Source organism: Empedobacter sp. UBA7611 (assembly GCF_002484365.1).
In the GTDB taxonomy this organism is placed as follows: Bacteria; Bacteroidota; Bacteroidia; order Flavobacteriales; family Weeksellaceae; genus Empedobacter; species Empedobacter falsenii_B.
In genome coordinates, this window is the sequence record NZ_DLJR01000021.1 from 89,330 (window position 1) to 106,893 (window position 17,564).

Genomic DNA, 17,564 nt, shown 5'->3' on the forward strand with positions numbered 1-17,564 from the left:
TTTATTTTCTTGAGCTTTTTTTATGCTCTAAATAATTATATCTTTATCCTCATAATAAAGTACGTTTTTACCACATGATTCAAAAATCATTTTTAAGAAAAACACTCTTTACTCTTACCTTTTTACCTTTATTTTCGTATAGTCAAGAATCTAAAAGTTCGGATGATTTATTTCAAGAAGCACGTCACAAAGCTTTCGAAGAAAAAGATTATACAACTGCCAAGAAACTTGCATTACAAGCTTTAGATCAATCGCCAGAATATACAGATATCGCTGTTTTTTTGGGACGAATATATACGTGGAATGATGAAACCGAAGAAGCAAGAAAAATTTTTCAGAATATTGAAAAAAACATGGCCCCTTCTACCGATTTCTATTTAGCTTACACATCGCTTGAATATTGGAATGATAATTATACAGAAGCCGTTTCTATTATTGATCGTGGATTAATTAAATATCCTAAAAATGAGGATTTATTGTTGTTAAAAACTAAAGTTCTTAATTCAAACAATGCTTATGATGAAGCTTCAAAAACAATTAAAGAATTATTAGCAATTAATCCCAAGAATACGGAAGCACGTGAATTAGCAAATCGTATTGAAATCAATAATACTAAAAACGCAATTGGTGTTAATTACAATTACTCGCATTTTGACAAACAATTTGCAGATGATTGGCATCAAGTTTCGGTTAGTTATAAAAGACAAACTTCGATAGGTTCATTGGTCTTTAAAGTAAATTACGCAAACAAGTTTAGAGATAATGGTGTTCAATACGAAGTAGAAGCTTATCCAAGACTTTCTAAGACATTTTACATGTACGTCGGCGGCGGATATTCGGATAGTGATGGAATTTTCCCTAAATATCGCACAGGCGCTTCTCTTTACGCTAATTTACCCAAAAGTTTTGAAGCCGAGTTAGGTTATCGTCAACTTCATTTTTCGGATGATGTTTGGATGTTTACGGGATCAATTGGAAAATATTATAAAAATTATTGGTTCAATTTACGTGCATTTGTAACGCCAAGCAACAACAATATTTCGCATTCGTATACATTCACAACTCGTTATTATACTGGCGATGCAAGCAATTATTTAAGCTTAGCTATTGGTACAGGAATTTCACCAGAAGATTTTAACAACAATCTTTTAGAAGATACAACTTACAAACTGAAGTCCTTCAAAATTGGAGCAGATTATAACTTTTCAATCAATGAATTAAACTTAATTTCAATTGGTGCGAATTATTATAATCAAGAATATCGACCAAATCAAAAAGGAAATCAATTTGATGTAAGTGTTTCGTACAGCCGAAAATTCTAATTGATATAACGATTAAATATAGAATCAGGAACCATTTTTTGAGTATTTTTCAAAGAATGGTTTTTTGTTTTAAAGCTTTTCAAACGATTTTTCAACTCTGTTTCCATTTTCGAATTTTGTTCAACATCTTCTGTTAAATTCTTTTCGATTCGATATAACTTCCCTCCTGACAAATGATAATTTTGAAAAACATAATCATCTAAAATATTTTTATTCTGCATTAACGGAACGCCTTGTTTTCTGAAATTCGCTTTACCGTTTTCTAAATTCTGTCCCATCCAAGTCACATAATTCGGTAATTTCAGTTTATATGAATCTCTAAAATATGTCACAAAAGTTGGTGCAACATCAAAATGCGTCACAATATTTGACATCTTTTTCGGTGACTTTAACAAAGGAGAATAAACAATAATCGGAACATGAAAACGATCAATCTTTGTTTCCATCGGTACTTCTGGCATTCGATGATCTCCAGTAATCACAAAAATAGTTTGATTAAAATCTGAACGTTTTTGATAAGCTTCGAAAAAGTTTTTTACAGCTTCATCAACACTCAAAAAAGTCACCAATTGTTGTTTATATTTTTTTACTGTCGTCAAAGTTGTCGCATCATAATTTCGAGATTTAATCAACGTTTCAAACTGTTTATTATATTTCTCAACATTGTTTATTAAGAAAGGACTATGCGTCGCTAACGTCATCAAAACATTAAAATATGGTTGATTATTTTCTTTTTGCGTTGCTAAATATTTTTTAAACACTGAATGATCGTCAAATCCCCAAGAAAATCCATTATTCGACGGAATTTTTGCATAATTATTTTCGTAATCATTTTCATCAATAATTGTTTCAACACCCGAATAATTCAAGTATTTCGACATAAAATCGAAATCAGCATCGCCACCGTAAAAGTACCCCGTTTTATAACCATTACTTTTCAACAAATTATACAAATTGTAATGTTGAGGTAAACTCTTTTGTTCCATAAAACCATTTTCAGCAAATGGCAAAGAACCCGTCAATCCAGGTAAAACTCCATATGTTCTTCCCGTCGTACTTAATCCATTTTCCCAATACAAACTCTTTTTCGAAAGCTTATCAATATATGGTGTAAAAGAACCTAAATATGCACTTTCGTTACTAAAAGCTCGTCCCAAACCTTCAATCACAATAAAAACAACATTCGGTTTTTTTTTGTTGTTAAATTAAATTGATCATCGAAGAAATTTTTGTTCTCATCTTGATACAAAAATGGATAATTAGTTTTATCGAAATAATGTCGATTATCTTCATTATTTGAACTCGAATTTGAATTTAAAAAATCAATTTCCGAAAGTTTATCTTCTGCATATTGTTCAATCGAGTTTGAGAAAAAATAAGACGATTTACTCAAAATTAGATTAGATGAAAACTCATCATTTTGAGAACTTTTTAAATCCAAATTAATTGGAACAATAAGCGATAAAAAACTCAAAATTATTAATGGTAATTGAAGAATTTTTTGGTTAATTTTTAATCGATAACTGTAAATAAATATCGTTGTTAAAACAGCAATTACAGCAATTGATAAAAGGATACTTATTGTATTGACAACACCTGATGCTCCAATAATTAATTTCAATTCTTCGAATGTATAAGAAAACAAATCTGAACCTAATAAATTGAGTGTTGTTTGAAAATATTTAATCAATAAAATATTCAAAATTATTAAAAAAGAATACGCAAAAATGATCCATTTTTTTGTCCAACTTATCGAATAAAATTGTAGTAAAAAATATATAAAACTTACCACAAAAATACTATCTAAAGCAAAATCGATATTATGTACGAATAAATCAAAAAATAAAGTTTGATTAGAAGTTGTTGTAAGATTTTCTTGATAAAGATAAAATTCAAGAATTGATGACAATCCAAAAATTAAAAAATATATCAGTGAAATAAACGTAGTTTGCTGAACTAAATTAATAAATCCAAGTTTCAGTTTTTGCCAAATAGATAATTCTTTCGCTTGATTTCCTCCAAAACCTTGTCGCGTCATTTCTCCCCACGAATTATTTTTGAGAAAGAAATCCTTCACCCCTTTCACGCCTGCCATCACAACAAACGGATGAAATGTAAACGGCTCTATAAACGCCGTAAAAAATAATTTCGGAATATCCCCTTTTTTGTGATAAACATTGTACGTCATCAAATCAATCAGAATAGCATAAATCGAATATAAAATTCCATAAAGCAATACAAAAGCCATCAAAGGAAAGAAAATATGCCAATTAATAAATCCTAAAAAGAATAAAACTACGAAAATGATCCAACCAATATATTCGATAATCGGTCCTAAAAATTCGAAGAAAAACCAATACGGATAACTCATCATTCCAAGTTTTCCATATTTAGGATTGAAAAATAAAATACGATGTTTCCACAAGGTTTCTATCGTTCCACGCATCCAACGATTGCGTTGTTTTGTTAAAATTTCTTTACTTTCTGGCACTTCTGTCCAACAAAGCGGATCGGGAATATTCACCACTTTATAGGCCAATTTTTGTTCGTGCATATAACGTCGCATTCGCACAACAAGCTCCATATCTTCACCAACTGTATCGTGATCGTAACCGCCACACTGGAGTACAATTTCACGATCAAAAGCACCAAAAGCACCCGAAATCAGCATCAAACCATTGGCGCGCGACCACGCCATTCTTCCCAAAAGAAATGCTCGAATATATTCTAACGCTTGCGCTCTTCCTAAACGAGTTTTTGGCAAATTAACATCGACAATTTTACCATCTACAATTGTACAATTATTCGCCAAACGAATTACGCCTCCACATGCAATTACTTTTGCTTTTGCTTCATCCATAAACGGTTTTGCTAGCTTCAGAATCGCATCTTGTTCTAAAATACAATCGACATCAATACAAACAATATAATCGTTTGCTGCAATATTAATTCCGACATTTAGCGCATCCGATTTTCCTCCATTTACTTTGTCAACAATAATTAATTTCTTGAAAACAGGATTTGTACTTTTATAAATTGCATTAATTGGTTTCGTTTCTATATTTCCTTCAACGAAATAATCAATTTTAATCAAATCATACGCTTCAATTAATCGTTGCAACGAATCATCTTTGGAACCATCATTTACAATAATAATTTCGAGTTGATTGTAATACAACGACAACAAAGAACGCACGTTCTCCACAATCGTTGCACCTTCGTTATAAGCGGGCGCAATAAGGCTAAAAGTTGGCGCATTTGGCGATGTTGCAATAAGCGAATAATCCGTAAAACTGTTTTTTCGGATATACATTTTTATCGCTCCTTTTGCATAAAAACCTATCCATCCGTAGACTAAAATTAATAGGATTGAATAAAAAAGGAAGCCGTAAATAAAAAAATCGAAAGCCGTTTCTAGCCAATTCATGATTAGTTTTCTTGGATAATTTGATTAATAATTTGTTTTAATTCAGGAGAGTTTGATTGGTGTGCAAGTTTTTGTAAATCGGTTTTTGAACAACAATTATTTAAGGCTTTTACACTTGCTTTTTTGACAGAAAATGAAGGATTTTCCTTTGCTTGAGTTTCTAAGAATGTGTTATTTTCTGGATTTGAGATTTTTTCTAAAGCTTTTAAAATTTGAATTTGAAACTTTTCGTTACACGTTTCATATTGCTCAATCAATAGCTTTGAGGTTGAGTCATCTTCGATTCTGACTAATGTTTTAATCGTTTCTTCCACAACTTTTTCATCAGAATCGTGCAAATTATCTGCAACCAAATCGTGCATTTGCAACAATTGAAACTTGCGAATTAATTTCATTGTTAGAATTTTCACACTTTGATTAGGTGATTTTAACCAATTTGAAATTATCTTATCAACCTCATCAAGATTTGGTAAAATTGTAATTGCATCCAACAATTTCAACTGTTGCCAATCCGTCAATTGCTCTTGTAAATTATCCAAAAAATATAAACCTTCGAAACCAGCAAATTTCGTTAAACCATATTGCGCTTCAGATCGTACTAAATCATTTTTATGTTGTAACATACTTTTGATTTTTGGTAAAGTTTCAACATGATTCATCGTCGTAACTTCTTGTATTGCCTCGGCTATTTCATGATTTTTTTGACTATTTAATTTCTGTAAGGATATTTTTTTTAATTCATAATGGTCAAATAAATTTTGAATACTTTCTTTTGAATTTCCAGAAAAATTTTGTTTCGCTTTTAGTAATTTTTTAATAAAATAATGTTTGAATGAACTTGATTTCAAATAATCATTAAAGTCAGTATTCGAATTGGATTGATCATCCAAAATTGTTTCATAAATTTCTTGATCAATAATCGCATTCCACTTATTTTTCTTTGTAATGATTTTATATTCAATTATACTTGTCAATAACGTATAAATAATTGTCAAAAAAAGTAAAATAAGTAGAATATAAATTCCTACGATTAACTCGGTATAGGTTATAATTTGTAGGATAATCATGCTTTTATTTTAGCAATTTCTTCACGCGAACCGACAATTCAATAGGGCTAAATGGTTTCACCATAAAATCATTTGCACCCAAATTAAATGCTTCCACCACTACATCTTCTTGCCCTAAAGAAGACAAAATAATCATTGGTGTTTCGGAATTTTTACTTTTTCTAACAGCACTAATAATCTCCAAACCAGACGCAAAAGGCATCATAATATCTGTAATAATCAAATCAATATCTTCATTCTCAATCTTACTGATTGCTTCTTTTCCATTTCGTGTTAAAACAACTTTGTAACCTTCTTTTTTCAGTTTGTGTTCAATTGTTTTTAAAATCAATTCATCGTCTTCGGCAATTAAAATCTGCATAATATTGGTTTTTAAATATTTTTTAAATAGTTAATAACTAATTCTATTTCGGTTTTTACTTTAATAATCAGCTGGTTTTCTTGTAGGTAATTGATCGAAGTTGATTTTTCTATTTGTTCGGTTAAATCAGCCAAAATTGTAAGTCCTGCAGTTTTTGCTGTTCCTTTTACTTTATGACCTAATTGATTTAATCCTTCTAAATTTTGTTTGTTGAAATAAGTTTCAAATTCTTGTACAGATTTTTCTAACTCATTAATAATTATTTCTATAAACATTTTTCTAAACGATTCGTCGTCTTTCGTATAATTATTTATCATAGAAAGATCAAGGTGATTTCCAAAATCGTTGGTTTCATTCTTTTCTTTTTTAGAAAAATCTAACCATTTTTCTAGGACATCAAAAATATCTTTTTCTCGAATTGGTTTTGCTAAGAAATCATTCAATCCAGCATCAAGACATTTTTCCTTTTCGCCTTTTACATTTCCCGCTGTCACTGCTATAATCGGAGTTTCTTGAAAATTATTTAACAAACGAATAACCCTAGTTGCTTCAATCCCATTCATTTCTGGCATTTGAATATCCATCAAGATTAAATCGATCTTATTTTCTTGACAAATTGATACGGCTTCCGCTCCATTCGCAGCTGTATACAAAATAGAATTTGGTGCAATATTTTTGATAATTTGCTGATTCAGAGCCATATTTACTAAATTATCATCTGCAATTAAAATGTGAAATTGTTTCGAAAAATCTTGCGAAATTTCTTCTTGATTTTCAATTTCTATGGTTTGAATTTCTTTCGAATCAATAATTGTTTTACGCAACGTATCAAACAATTCTTCCGACTTAATTGGTTTCAATAAACGCGAAGTAATTCCTAATTCTTTTGCTTTCTGAATTAGATATTCATCCTCAGAAGAACTATGCAATAACACTAAAGGAGTTTTTGTATCCTTTGTTACGAAATACTCTTTTATTTTCTGAATTGTTTCCAAACCATTCAAAACCGGCATATGATAATCCATCAAAATAACATCGTAAACATCGCCATTCAAAACTTTCTGTAGCGCTTCCATTCCATTATTTGCAATATCAGATGTTATATTTTTGAACTGTAACATATGTTGCAAAATCATTTGATTACTTTGATTATCATCTACAATCAACACATGATTTATTTCTTCCAAATGATCAAATTGTTGCTCAATATTATATTCGTAATCAACTTCTAAATCAAAGAAAAATGTAGAACCTTTATCTATTTCGCTTTGCAATTCTAGATGGCTTCCGAAATAATTTAGCAACTTATTCGAAATTGTTAAACCTAAACCAGTTCCTCCGAAACGTTTACTAACAGTACTATCCTCTTGTGTAAATGCATCAAAAATCTTGGCTTGTTTTTCTGGTTTTATACCAATTCCTGTATCACGAACAGAGAATCTCAATTTTGCTTTTTCTCCTTTCACAATTGGTTCAACTTGACTAATTTTTAGTTCTATTTCTCCACTATCCGTAAATTTCACAGCGTTTCCAAGTAGATTAATTAACACTTGTTTCAATCGAGCTTCATCAATCCAAATAAATTGAGGTAAATTATTATCTATATTCAACAACAATTCAATTTTTTTGTTTTCGGCTTGATAAAGAATCACATTAATTACTTGATTTCCTAACTCGAACAAATTATTTTTTTCTATCAAAACATCCATTCGACCGGATTCAATTTTAGAGAAATCTAAAATATCATTTATTATTGACAACAATGAATTTGCAGAATCATTAATAAAATTCAAATATTGTTTTTGAGTCGGATTAAGTGGCGTTTTCAACAATAAATCAGAGAAACCAATCACACCATTTAACGGCGTTCGAATCTCGTGACTCATATTTGCTAAAAATTCAGACTTTGCCTTACTAGCGAGATCAGCATTCTTTTTGGCTTTTTTAAGTTCTTTATTTTTCTTGACAGATTCTGTTATATTTTGCGAAAACATAATCAGACCGCCAATCTGTTTTTTGTTGATATACCACGGATGAATCGCCCACGAATAGTGTTGATCCGTATCATATTTTGGTGTGCGATAAATGGTATCATCATTCGAATAATTTTCGCCTTGCAAACAAGCATCGTAAATTGCTTTTCTTTCTGCTGGAACATCATACATTTCGTAATGAGATTTTCCGATCACATTTTTCTTTTTTATCGCAAATTCATCACTCCATTGATTACTCAAAGTCAGATAATTCATTTCATTATCAAACATTGCAACAGAAGCAGGTACGTGATTAATAAACGTTTCGAAAATGGCTTTTTGTCGAGCCAATTCTAACGTATAACGTTTCCTTTCATTAATATCCTGAAAAATTCCAAAAACGCTAACACATTCACCATTTACAAATTCTGGAATTCCTTTGCATCTTACCCAAATTGTTTTTCCATTTTGCGTAACGATTTGCAATTCCATATCATATTCAATCCCTTTTTCTACGGCATCTCTAAAGGCTTTCTTGATTTTTGGATAACTACTTTTAGCTTCATAAAAATGAAGTGCAGTTTCTACATTTGGTTCATAATCTGGTTCAACTTCGTGGATTTTTTTCGTCGTATCTGCCCAAATTAATTTTTGTTGAATCAAATCATATTTCCAACCTCCAACATTTGCAACTTCGTATGTATGATCTAACAATTGACGAACACGATTAAGATCTCTTTCCAACAAAGTTCTTTGCGTCATATCCACCGCAGTGCTCATTACAACAGGATTTCCTTCGTTATCTTTGTCCAAAATATTGCTGTATAACCAATATGTCAACGAACCATCTTTCTTAATCAAACTCATCAATCCAGAATCTTGCTTTTTACTCAAAATTATTTCGATATAGGTTTGATATTCTTTTTGATTAGCTTTTGGAATTAAATTTTTCAGATTCAAATCTTTTGCTTCACTTTCTGAATAGCCCATAGATTCTAATCCCGTCTTATTTATCGACAAAATATTTCCATCCAAATCGTGAATCGTCATCAAACCAAGCGAAGAATTGAAGAAATTTCTAAACTTACGTTCGCTGTTTTCTAATTCTACTTTTTTCGAATTTTCTAGCGTGATATCTCGACCAAAGAAAAAGATTTCGTTATCAATTTTTAAATTCGATTTTGTGTACCATTCCACCAACTTCTCTTCTTGAGATTCAGGAGAACACATCAAACATTTAAAATTGATAGAATCTGTATTATTTTTAAGATTTGATAAATAGGTATTGACTTTCGTTTTATCCTTTTCAGCAACAAAATCTATAAAATTTCTTTCTACAATAGGAAATTCTTTTTTCATCCCCAAAACCTCTTTGAAAGCAGGATTTATAGATTTTAAAACACCATTAATATCAGCAACTCCAATCAGATTATTAGATATTTTATAGATATTTTGAAAGTAAGCCGCATCTTTTTTGCGCTTTTTACTCACCAATAATTTGGTAATATTTTTCCCAAGTTGAATCAATAAATTACGTTGTTTTTCGTCCAACGTTCTTGGATAATGGTCGTTTACACATAATGTTCCCAACGCATTCCCATTGTCATCAATCAACGGAACACCAGCATAGAACTGAATATTTGCAGCTTTTACACCAGCAATATTTTTTGCAGGTTCAAATTTCGTCACATCATCAATCACCAAAATTTCATTTTCTACCAAAGAAAATTGACATATTGTTTGTTGACGCGGAACAATATCTACCTCGATTCCGCAATTGGCTTTAATCACTTGATAGTTTTCATCAAAAATAGAAACTAACGCAATTGGCGCATTACAAATCAAACTCGCAGCATTTGCAAAAACCTCTAATTCTTCGTCTTTATCATGTTCTTGTAAATTATAATCGTAAACCGCTTGCAATCTTTGCTTTTCGTTCGTTGGGATGGGAAAATTTTTCATTAAAAATTGATCTTATTTAATAGGAAAGTAGAGGTGGTTAAAGATATTACATAAATCCAAATATTCTAAATCAATTATTTCTAAAAATAAAACCAACCTTTTTATTCATAAAATCATCTCTATTATAAATCTAAACTTTAAAAAATATGAAAATCACAATTCCAATTCCTTGCAAAGAGAAATTAACAAACGAAAATTTCTGTGCAAAATGTCAACATAAAATCACTGACTTTTCTAATTTGACAAATGACGAAATTTCGAATGAATTTCAGAAAAGCAACGTTCATTGTGGTATTTTTCATCCAAGTCAATTAGGTCAAAATCTTTTTAAGAAAACGATTTCTAATGTCATGATTTTTTCTGCTTTTGGGTTATTAAATTCATGTACAAATGGACAGGATAAACCAAATTGTACAGAACCTTTAGTTGCAAAAAATGATTCGATTCACAAAGAAAAAATAAAATTCAAAATAAAAGTTAATTTTGGAAATTCTAACTTAGAAATCAAAACATATCGTTTGTTAATTAATGATGAATTAGTAGAAAGTAAATTAAACGTTGGCGAGGAATATATAATACAATTTGAGACTTTAAAAAATACTGAACTTAACCTAAGATTAGCTTCAAATGAAATAAATTCAGAAGTTTATAAATCTTATTCATTTAAAAATTTTCCGAATAAAGTTAATTTAAACACTTCTGATTTTGAAGAGCAAGTCGTTTTGATGGGAGATATAGTGATTGATGAAAATTTTGTCCCAGAAAAATAATTTATTACCTTGCTTGCACAAAAGGGAATCGAGTGCAAATCTCGAGCTGTCGCGCAACTGTAAGTAGAGAAAAACTATAAGCCAGACCACTTTTTAGATGATGCTTTCGCGATTGAAGCTCAATCAAAACTACATATATTTTTATTATTTGTTGAATTGATTGCACTTGATTTCGAAAGCATTTTTTTATTAAAATTTAGTTTAGTATAAAATGCAAAAAGAAGAAATTCAACACATTATTGATCTTAAAACAAAACCGCTTGGAGCTTTAGGTTTATTAGAAAAAATCGCACTTAAAATTGGTTTGGTTCAGCAAAAAAATCATTTAGAATTAATAAAACCTCATCTAATCGTTTTCGCAAGCGATCACGGAATTGCACAATCTGGTGTTAGTGCGTATCCAGCAGAAGTTACGCCTCAAATGGTTTTAAATTTCCTAAATAATGGAGCAGCTATTAATGTTTTTTGTAATCAAAATGAGATTAATTTAACGATTGTTGACGCTGGTGTAAATTATGATTTCGAGGATTATTCGGTTTTGAAAAATTGTAAAGTAGCCAAATCAACCAAAAATTTCTTGCACGAACCTGCAATGACCTTAGATCAATTGGAACAATGTTTTGATTATTCGAAGACAATTGTGAACGAAATCGCTCAAAATGGAACAAATATTATTGGTTTTGGCGAAATGGGAATTGGGAATACCTCTTCTGCATCGATGCTTGTACATTATTTGACCGATTTACCGCTTGAACAATGTGTAGGACGTGGAACAGGTTTGAATGATGAGCAATTACAAAATAAAATCAATATTCTAAATCAGGTTAAAAATACACATAGGAAAATTACTGATCCAAAAGAAATTTTAGCCACTTTTGGAGGTTTTGAAGTTGCTCAAATGACAGCTGCAATGTTATCTGCTTATGAACATAATATGTTGTTGATGATTGATGGATATATTGCTTCGTCTGCGATTTTGGTTGCGTCTAAATTAAACCCAGAAATTTTAAACAATACAATTTTCTGTCATCAAAGTGATGAATCTGGACATCAATATTTATTAAATTATTTCAACGAAGAACCAATTCTGAACATCAATTTGCGAGTTGGTGAAGGAACGGGGTGTGCGTTGGCTTATCCAATTATCAAAAGTGCGGTAAATTTCTACAATGATATGGCGAGTTTCGAATCTGCAGGCGTGAGTAACAAAGAAACTGAAGTGAAATGCTAAAAAAAGAAATCGCTTATTTTTTAACCGCATTGATGTTTTTTACGCGAATTCCGATTCCGTTCAAAATTCCATATAGCAACGAAATCATGAATCAATCACAAAAATACTATGCAGCGATTGGTTTATTGGTTGGCGCTTTTAATGCATTGATTTATACAATTTGTCAATTTATTTTACCTATTGATATTGCTATTATTATCACAATGATTACAAGCGTTTTACTGACAGGAGCTTTTCATGAAGATGGTTTCACCGATGTTTGCGATAGTTTTGGAGGCGGTTATGGCAAAGAAAAAATCTTGACAATTATGAAAGATAGCCGAATTGGAGCTTATGGTGTAATTGGTGTTATCTTATTGTTGTTATTGAAATTCACATCACTTCAACATATTGCAGAAAATAATTTTTGGTTGATGATTTTCAGCTTGATTGCAGCACATTCGGTTAGTCGCTTTTTTTCTGGAATGATGATTTATACACACGAATATGTGACAGATATCGACAAAAGTAAATCAAAACCGATGGCAAATAAAGCACTTCCAATAAAAAATCTTATCATTAGTTTTCTTTTCTGTCTTGTGCCTTTTATTGTTTTTGGCGAATGGAAATTCTTGTTGATATTACCACTTTGTTACATAGGAAAAGTTTATTTGGGCTGGTATTTCAAAAAATATATTGGTGGATATACAGGCGATTGCTTGGGAACTGTGCAACAAGTTACCGAAGTTTTGTTTTATCTTGGCGTTTTAATTCTATGCAAGTTTCTGTAATTCGACATACAAAAGTTAATGTTCCTTCATCGGTTTGTTACGGACAAACTGATGTGGAATTAGCTGATACTTTTCATCAAGAAGTAGTACAAATTCATACTAAGATCGAAAACGACTTTGAGATAATTTTTTCAAGTCCACTGAGTCGCTGTCAACGATTAGCAGAAACTTTCTCGAATGAAATTATTTTTGATGAACGATTAAAAGAATTCAATTTTGGAGATTGGGAAATGAAATCGTGGAACGAAATTCCTTCGGAAGAAATAGAACCTTGGTACGCCGATTTTGTCGAAACTAAAACACCAAACGGCGAATCAATGCAAGATATGTCTACGCGACTTTTTGATTTTATGGAAGAGTTACGAAATACTCAACACGAAAAAGTGCTGATTGTTGCACATGGTGGAATCATCCGTTTGATGTGGTGTTATTTGTTGCAAATACCAATCAAAAATGCATTCAAAATACCTATAAATTATGGTGAAATGTTTCAGTTTAATTTAGGAAAAACAAATGAGGAAGATTTTATTTTAAGGAAAGAATAAACTACAAACATTTTATCTTTTCTAACGACTTCCATTCATGTTCGATATTGGTCATCAGAATTGCGTTATCAAACTGAACAGAACCTTTTAGAAAGATTGTTTCATTTTCAAAAAAACTTGATTTCACATGTAAAACTTCCAAAGGTTCTACTCCCCAATTATAGGTTTCGAGTTTTAGACCTTCAAAATTATTTCCATTTGGAGAATAACCGACAGAACCATTCTCGAAGAATTTTGAAACTTCATTCAACGTTTCGAAAATCGAATTCGAATTAAATTCAACAGATTTTTTTGCATCAATTTCAATTCGTGTATCGTCAGAACTCGTGAAATCTAAATGATAATTATCGTTTTCTTCTATAACATTAAACTTCGCAAAATAATGTTTCCCAGGAAAAACTCGACCACCAACAAGCGTATTCAATTTTAGAGAAGTATCTCTCATCGGGATATATACACCTTCTTTTGTCACACCATTTTCTTCCCATTCAACCGCGATTCGATGCGCTGCATTTTCAGAATTCACTCCTACAAAATCAGGTAAACCTTTTGGTTTTATATCTTTTAATCGAATCAAACAGATTCCAGCAATTGCTTTTCCTTTGTACAATTTTGGACGAAAAGGTTGAGGTAAAATCTTCTCAATATAGTGTGATTCTACACAAAAATTGATTAACATTCTACGTTCTATAATACCATAAATTGTAGGGATTTTCATAATTTATTCTTTGTAAGTTGTTTCTTGTATTTTCCAATAATTCAACGTCAAATTATCACTATATTTTAAATAAAGTTTAATTTCTCCATTTTGATCAATTTTACCAATTTTTTCTTGAATTAAATAAACCTCCATTTTATCTAAAATTTCATCAGGCTTACCAATCAATTTATAAACCTCATTTTTTGAAGTTCCATTTGAATTATATGAATCAAATTTTAAAACATTATTAACCAAATCATCCAACATCTTATAACGATAATTTTGTCCGTAAACTCCTTCCTCAAAAGGAATCCATTTATCTGATTCAAACTTTTTCTTAGAATTACAACTCATCACAAGAAGAAAAACACCACAAAAAATAAATAATTTCTCCATAAAATAATTCAATTCCCTAATTTCTCAAAAAAAATCAACAAGTCAAATATTTCAAAATTAATTTATTAGAAAAAAGTTGTAAAATTTATTCGAAAAACACTTGCAAAAGTAATATTAATGACCTTATATTTGCACTCACAACGCGGGAATAGCTCAATTGGTAGAGCGTCAGCCTTCCAAGCTGAATGTTGCGAGTTCGAGTCTCGTTTCCCGCTCTTTGAAATATTAAATTCAAAAATCAAATTTTGCCTTGGTGGTGGAATTGGTAGACACGCAGGACTTAAAATCCTGTGTCCATTAGGACGTGCGGGTTCAAGTCCCGCCTGAGGTACTTTTTAATTTGATTTGAAAATTTACGCGGGAATAGCTCAATTGGTAGAGCGTCAGCCTTCCAAGCTGAATGTTGCGAGTTCGAGTCTCGTTTCCCGCTCTGTAAAAGCCGAAGATTAATCTTCGGCTTTTTTTATTTAGAAAAATTTGATTCCTAAAACATAAAAAAACCTCAAACAATCACGTTTAAGGTTTTTACTTTTTTATCTAATCGTTGTCTTATTTCGCTTCTTCAGCCAACATTTGTTTATATTTTTTGCCTTCGATTAATCTTTTTTCCGCCCAAATTGTTCCTCCAGGAATAACTGCTGCGATAAAAAAGATCATAAAAATTTTCCAAGACCAATTGTATTTTTCTTTCAATAAATAAACCAATATAATATAAGCTATAAACAATCCTCCGTGTACGCGTCCTGCGTGTGTTACCCATGTAGGATCTTCCCAAATATATTTCATTGGCATTGCGATAAAAAACAAAACTATCGCAGAAATAGCTTCTAAATATCCAGTAATTTTAAATAATTTCAACATTCATCTTAAATTTGAAGTCAAAAATAATTTTTAATTTCCACATGAACACTAATAGATATCAGTAAAACAAATACTTAACATCTATTTTACACGTTATTATAAGCAACAATGCGATTTTTAGGCTACATATTCTTCTTTTTTATCCAAACTATTTTTCTTTTTGGACAAGAAAAAACATATCATTTTTTACGGTATAATGATGATACAAAATCGTATACAAAAGATTTCGAAAGCAAAAATCTTGATTCATCTTTAGATTCGCTTCAAAAAACAGGTTATTATACTTTGACGATTGATTCGATAAAAAATGAAAAAGTTTATCTAAATAAAGGAAAATTGTACCAAACAATTTGGGTGAAAAACAATGAATTGTTCGAAAATAAAAATAATTATTTCCCAACAAATAATTTAGATTCTATTCTAAATAAAATAGCAACAACCAACACTAATCAAGGTTATCCGTTTGCGCAAATAAAACTTGTTCCAAATGGTTTTGAACAAAATGAACAGAAAATTGAATTGGTTTTAGACAAAGGAAATCTGCGAACAATAGATGGTGTAAAATTGGTTGGTTACGAAAAATTATCCAAAGGTTATTTGCGTCATGGACTCAATATAAAAACTGGCGAAGTATACAATGAACAGAAGTTGGCAACAATTTCGACATTAATGCAACAAACCAATTATATTGCAGAAGCGCAATTACCACAAACTTTATTTAAGCCTGATTCTACGATTTTATATTTGTATCCTCGCAAAGTAAATTCAAATTATTTTGATGGTGTTTTAGGTTTTGGAACAGATGATAACGGCGATTTTAGATTGAACGGAAATGTACAACTTTCGTTGAACAACGTGTTCAATAGTTTGGAAGAAATCAGGTTAAATTGGATTGGAACAGCAAATAAAAATACGTCGTTGAATATTGGTGTTAAAGTACCTTATTTGTTCAAATCTGCGATTGGTTCGGAAACGAATTTCAAGCTTTTCAAACAAGATTCTGTTTTTGTGAATTTAGATTTTTCGGAGCGATTATTTTATCAACTCAACCTCAACTCGAATATTGGTGTAAGCGGAATTATACAATCGTCTAACTTTTTGTTGGAAGATGATTCCTATCTAAAATCGAGCTACGACGATTATTCGAAAATTGGTTTTGGTTTGAGTTATCACTATTTCCTGAAACATCCTTTTCGTTTGATGGAAGGAAAATCTATGTTGAATGTTGCGGTAAATTCGATTCGTAAAAAGGAAAAGAATTTTTCGTGGACAGAAGATTTGGAAAATAAAACCGTCAATCAAGTTGAAGTTGGTCTAAAAACGTTTCGTTTATTCGAATTATCCAAAAAGCATTTCTTAAAAGCTGGTGCAGAATTTAGAGGTTTGCTCACGAAAGTCGATGATTTCTCCGAAAATGAATTGTACAGAATTGGTGGTTTCGGGAGTTTTAGAGGTTTTAACGAAGAAAGTATTACCGCAAATATGTACGGATTTTTGAGTGCAGATTATCGTTTTGTTCCAAGCGAAGCTTTTTATATTGGACTTTTCGCCGATTATGGTTTTATTGATAACAAACGCGCAAATCTGAACACGTCTTTGTTAAGTTTAGGAACTGGAATTTCTTTTTTAACGAAAATGGGAATTTTCAATTTGAGTTATGCAGTTGGTAAAACAGACGAAACTTCGTTCGACTTCAAAGAATCTAAAATCCATTTTGGGATATTAAGTCAGTTTTAAAAAAAATATTTTACTTTAATTTTTATAAATATTTAATAATGAAATATTTATCAATTATATTTTTATTTATATCCATAAATAATTTTGCTCAAGAATATATATTCAAAAATACATGTTATTTAGGAGATGATATACATACTCAATCTATTGATACTATAAAATCTAAAGAAAAACTAAATTTATTATTCTATAATAAACACTATGATTCTTATACTCCATCTTTGTTTCCAAATCATTTAGTATCAAAGAAGAAAGAAATAAGACCTCTTGTAAACAAAACAAAAGATGGATATATTGTCGAATATTATGATCAAAATAATAGACTAATAAAATATTCTTTCAATAATCAAGCAAGTAATTTTGATGTAGAAATCATTTATTATAACAATAATTATCCTGAATTTATTATTGAACACTTCTTATGTAATCTTCCCTAAAAACC

General features: G+C 30.5%; 15 protein-coding genes, 3 tRNA genes and 1 riboswitch. Of the genes, 10 read left to right on the forward strand and 8 right to left on the reverse strand.

Features of this window, described 5'->3' with window-relative positions; all coding sequences use genetic code 11:
- Window positions 1-74 precede the first annotated feature (74 nt).
- Window positions 75-1,322, forward strand: a complete 1,248-nt coding sequence (locus tag B3R94_RS02900) for a YaiO family outer membrane beta-barrel protein (RefSeq protein WP_291098522.1) — start codon at window positions 75-77, stop codon at window positions 1,320-1,322.
- Here B3R94_RS02900 and B3R94_RS02905 read toward each other — a convergent pair.
- The 5 genes from B3R94_RS02905 to B3R94_RS02925 are packed head-to-tail and all read right to left on the reverse strand — an operon-like array spanning window position 1,319 to window position 10,112.
- Window positions 1,319-2,491, reverse strand: a complete 1,173-nt coding sequence (locus B3R94_RS02905; RefSeq protein WP_291098525.1) for an LTA synthase family protein — start codon at window positions 2,489-2,491, stop codon at window positions 1,319-1,321. The two genes, B3R94_RS02900 and B3R94_RS02905, sit on opposite strands and share 4 nt — an antisense overlap.
- Window positions 2,488-4,749, reverse strand: a complete 2,262-nt coding sequence (locus B3R94_RS02910) for a glycosyltransferase family 2 protein (RefSeq protein WP_291098528.1) — start codon at window positions 4,747-4,749, stop codon at window positions 2,488-2,490. Before B3R94_RS02910 ends, B3R94_RS02905 begins: the two co-directional genes overlap by 4 nt.
- Window positions 4,750-4,751: 2 nt before the next feature.
- Entirely contained in the window at window positions 4,752-5,816 is a 1,065-nt protein-coding gene (locus B3R94_RS02915; RefSeq protein ID WP_291098531.1) for a HEAT repeat domain-containing protein, read from the reverse strand.
- Window positions 5,817-5,820: 4 nt separating this feature from the next.
- Window positions 5,821-6,177, reverse strand: a complete 357-nt coding sequence (locus B3R94_RS02920; RefSeq protein ID WP_221854151.1) for a response regulator transcription factor — start codon at window positions 6,175-6,177, stop codon at window positions 5,821-5,823.
- Between the two features lie 11 nt (window positions 6,178-6,188).
- Complete coding sequence (locus B3R94_RS02925) at window positions 6,189-10,112, reverse strand: response regulator (RefSeq protein WP_291098534.1); 3,924 nt, start codon at window positions 10,110-10,112, stop codon at window positions 6,189-6,191.
- 146 nt (window positions 10,113-10,258) lie between these two features.
- Here B3R94_RS02925 and B3R94_RS02930 point away from each other — a divergent pair, with 146 nt between their 5' ends.
- The 4 genes from B3R94_RS02930 to cobC all read left to right on the forward strand — a co-directional run bounded on the left by B3R94_RS02930 (window position 10,259) and on the right by cobC (window position 13,428).
- Window positions 10,259-10,882: a hypothetical protein gene (locus tag B3R94_RS02930; protein WP_291098537.1), complete on the forward strand. Its 624-nt coding sequence runs from the start codon at window positions 10,259-10,261 to the stop codon at window positions 10,880-10,882.
- Window positions 10,878-10,991, forward strand: a riboswitch (cobalamin riboswitch). Its footprint overlaps the gene before it by 5 nt.
- Before the next feature lie 102 nt (window positions 10,992-11,093).
- The gene (gene cobT, locus B3R94_RS02935) at window positions 11,094-12,113 is read left to right on the forward strand and encodes a nicotinate-nucleotide--dimethylbenzimidazole phosphoribosyltransferase (RefSeq protein ID WP_038333038.1); all 1,020 of its coding nucleotides are present in this window, start codon (window positions 11,094-11,096) and stop codon (window positions 12,111-12,113) included.
- Complete coding sequence (locus B3R94_RS02940) at window positions 12,107-12,883, forward strand: adenosylcobinamide-GDP ribazoletransferase (RefSeq protein ID WP_038333036.1); 777 nt, start codon at window positions 12,107-12,109, stop codon at window positions 12,881-12,883. The genes cobT and B3R94_RS02940 overlap by 7 nt, the downstream gene beginning before the upstream one ends.
- Window positions 12,868-13,428, forward strand: coding sequence for an alpha-ribazole phosphatase (gene cobC, locus B3R94_RS02945; RefSeq protein ID WP_219033720.1), 561 nt, complete (start codon window positions 12,868-12,870; stop codon window positions 13,426-13,428). Before B3R94_RS02940 ends, cobC begins: the two co-directional genes overlap by 16 nt.
- A gap of 1 nt (window position 13,429) precedes the next feature.
- Here cobC and B3R94_RS02950 read toward each other — a convergent pair whose 3' ends face one another.
- Window positions 13,430-14,146 carry a DUF2071 domain-containing protein gene (locus B3R94_RS02950; protein ID WP_125350483.1) on the reverse strand — a complete coding sequence of 239 codons (717 nt, stop codon included), beginning with the start codon at window positions 14,144-14,146 and terminating at the stop codon, window positions 13,430-13,432.
- Between the two features lie 3 nt (window positions 14,147-14,149).
- On the reverse strand, window positions 14,150-14,524 hold the full coding sequence (locus B3R94_RS02955) for a hypothetical protein (RefSeq protein ID WP_125350484.1): 375 nt from the start codon (window positions 14,522-14,524) through the stop codon (window positions 14,150-14,152).
- A 142-nt stretch (window positions 14,525-14,666) separates the two neighbouring features.
- On the opposite strand from B3R94_RS02955, the gene B3R94_RS02960 reads away from it, so the two are divergent.
- From B3R94_RS02960 to B3R94_RS02970, 3 genes are all read left to right on the forward strand, one after another.
- Window positions 14,667-14,739, forward strand: a tRNA-Gly gene (locus B3R94_RS02960).
- Window positions 14,740-14,771: 32 nt separating this feature from the next.
- A tRNA-Leu gene (locus B3R94_RS02965) sits at window positions 14,772-14,855 on the forward strand.
- Between the two features lie 26 nt (window positions 14,856-14,881).
- A tRNA-Gly gene (locus B3R94_RS02970) sits at window positions 14,882-14,954 on the forward strand.
- Window positions 14,955-15,073: 119 nt separating this feature from the next.
- On the opposite strand, the gene B3R94_RS02975 is transcribed toward B3R94_RS02970, so the two are convergent.
- Window positions 15,074-15,385 carry a DUF3817 domain-containing protein gene (locus B3R94_RS02975; RefSeq protein ID WP_125350851.1) on the reverse strand — a complete coding sequence of 104 codons (312 nt, stop codon included), beginning with the start codon at window positions 15,383-15,385 and terminating at the stop codon, window positions 15,074-15,076.
- 108 nt (window positions 15,386-15,493) lie between these two features.
- Between B3R94_RS02975 and B3R94_RS02980 the strand changes: the two genes are divergently transcribed.
- Window positions 15,494-17,122 (forward strand): hypothetical protein, encoded by a 1,629-nt coding sequence (locus B3R94_RS02980; protein WP_291098545.1) that lies wholly within the window; start codon window positions 15,494-15,496, stop codon window positions 17,120-17,122.
- Window positions 17,123-17,160: 38 nt separating this feature from the next.
- Window positions 17,161-17,559: a hypothetical protein gene (locus B3R94_RS02985; protein WP_291098548.1), complete on the forward strand. Its 399-nt coding sequence runs from the start codon at window positions 17,161-17,163 to the stop codon at window positions 17,557-17,559.
- The last annotated feature ends 5 nt before the right edge of the window (window positions 17,560-17,564 follow it).

Coding starts and splice junctions, on each gene's coding strand:
- B3R94_RS02980 (WP_291098545.1), top strand. CDS start 15,494: ATGCGATTTTTAGGCTACATATTCTTCTTTTTTATCCAAACTATTTTT.
- cobT (WP_038333038.1), top strand. CDS start 11,094: ATGCAAAAAGAAGAAATTCAACACATTATTGATCTTAAAACAAAACCG.
- cobC (WP_219033720.1), top strand. CDS start 12,868: ATGCAAGTTTCTGTAATTCGACATACAAAAGTTAATGTTCCTTCATCG.
- B3R94_RS02940 (WP_038333036.1), top strand. CDS start 12,107: ATGCTAAAAAAAGAAATCGCTTATTTTTTAACCGCATTGATGTTTTTT.
- B3R94_RS02910 (WP_291098528.1), bottom strand. CDS start 4,749: ATGAATTGGCTAGAAACGGCTTTCGATTTTTTTATTTACGGCTTCCTT.
- B3R94_RS02975 (WP_125350851.1), bottom strand. CDS start 15,385: ATGTTGAAATTATTTAAAATTACTGGATATTTAGAAGCTATTTCTGCG.
- B3R94_RS02955 (WP_125350484.1), bottom strand. CDS start 14,524: ATGGAGAAATTATTTATTTTTTGTGGTGTTTTTCTTCTTGTGATGAGT.
- B3R94_RS02915 (WP_291098531.1), bottom strand. CDS start 5,816: ATGATTATCCTACAAATTATAACCTATACCGAGTTAATCGTAGGAATT.
- B3R94_RS02925 (WP_291098534.1), bottom strand. CDS start 10,112: ATGAAAAATTTTCCCATCCCAACGAACGAAAAGCAAAGATTGCAAGCG.
- B3R94_RS02985 (WP_291098548.1), top strand. CDS start 17,161: ATGAAATATTTATCAATTATATTTTTATTTATATCCATAAATAATTTT.
- B3R94_RS02930 (WP_291098537.1), top strand. CDS start 10,259: ATGAAAATCACAATTCCAATTCCTTGCAAAGAGAAATTAACAAACGAA.
- B3R94_RS02920 (WP_221854151.1), bottom strand. CDS start 6,177: ATGCAGATTTTAATTGCCGAAGACGATGAATTGATTTTAAAAACAATT.
- B3R94_RS02900 (WP_291098522.1), top strand. CDS start 75: ATGATTCAAAAATCATTTTTAAGAAAAACACTCTTTACTCTTACCTTT.
- B3R94_RS02950 (WP_125350483.1), bottom strand. CDS start 14,146: ATGAAAATCCCTACAATTTATGGTATTATAGAACGTAGAATGTTAATC.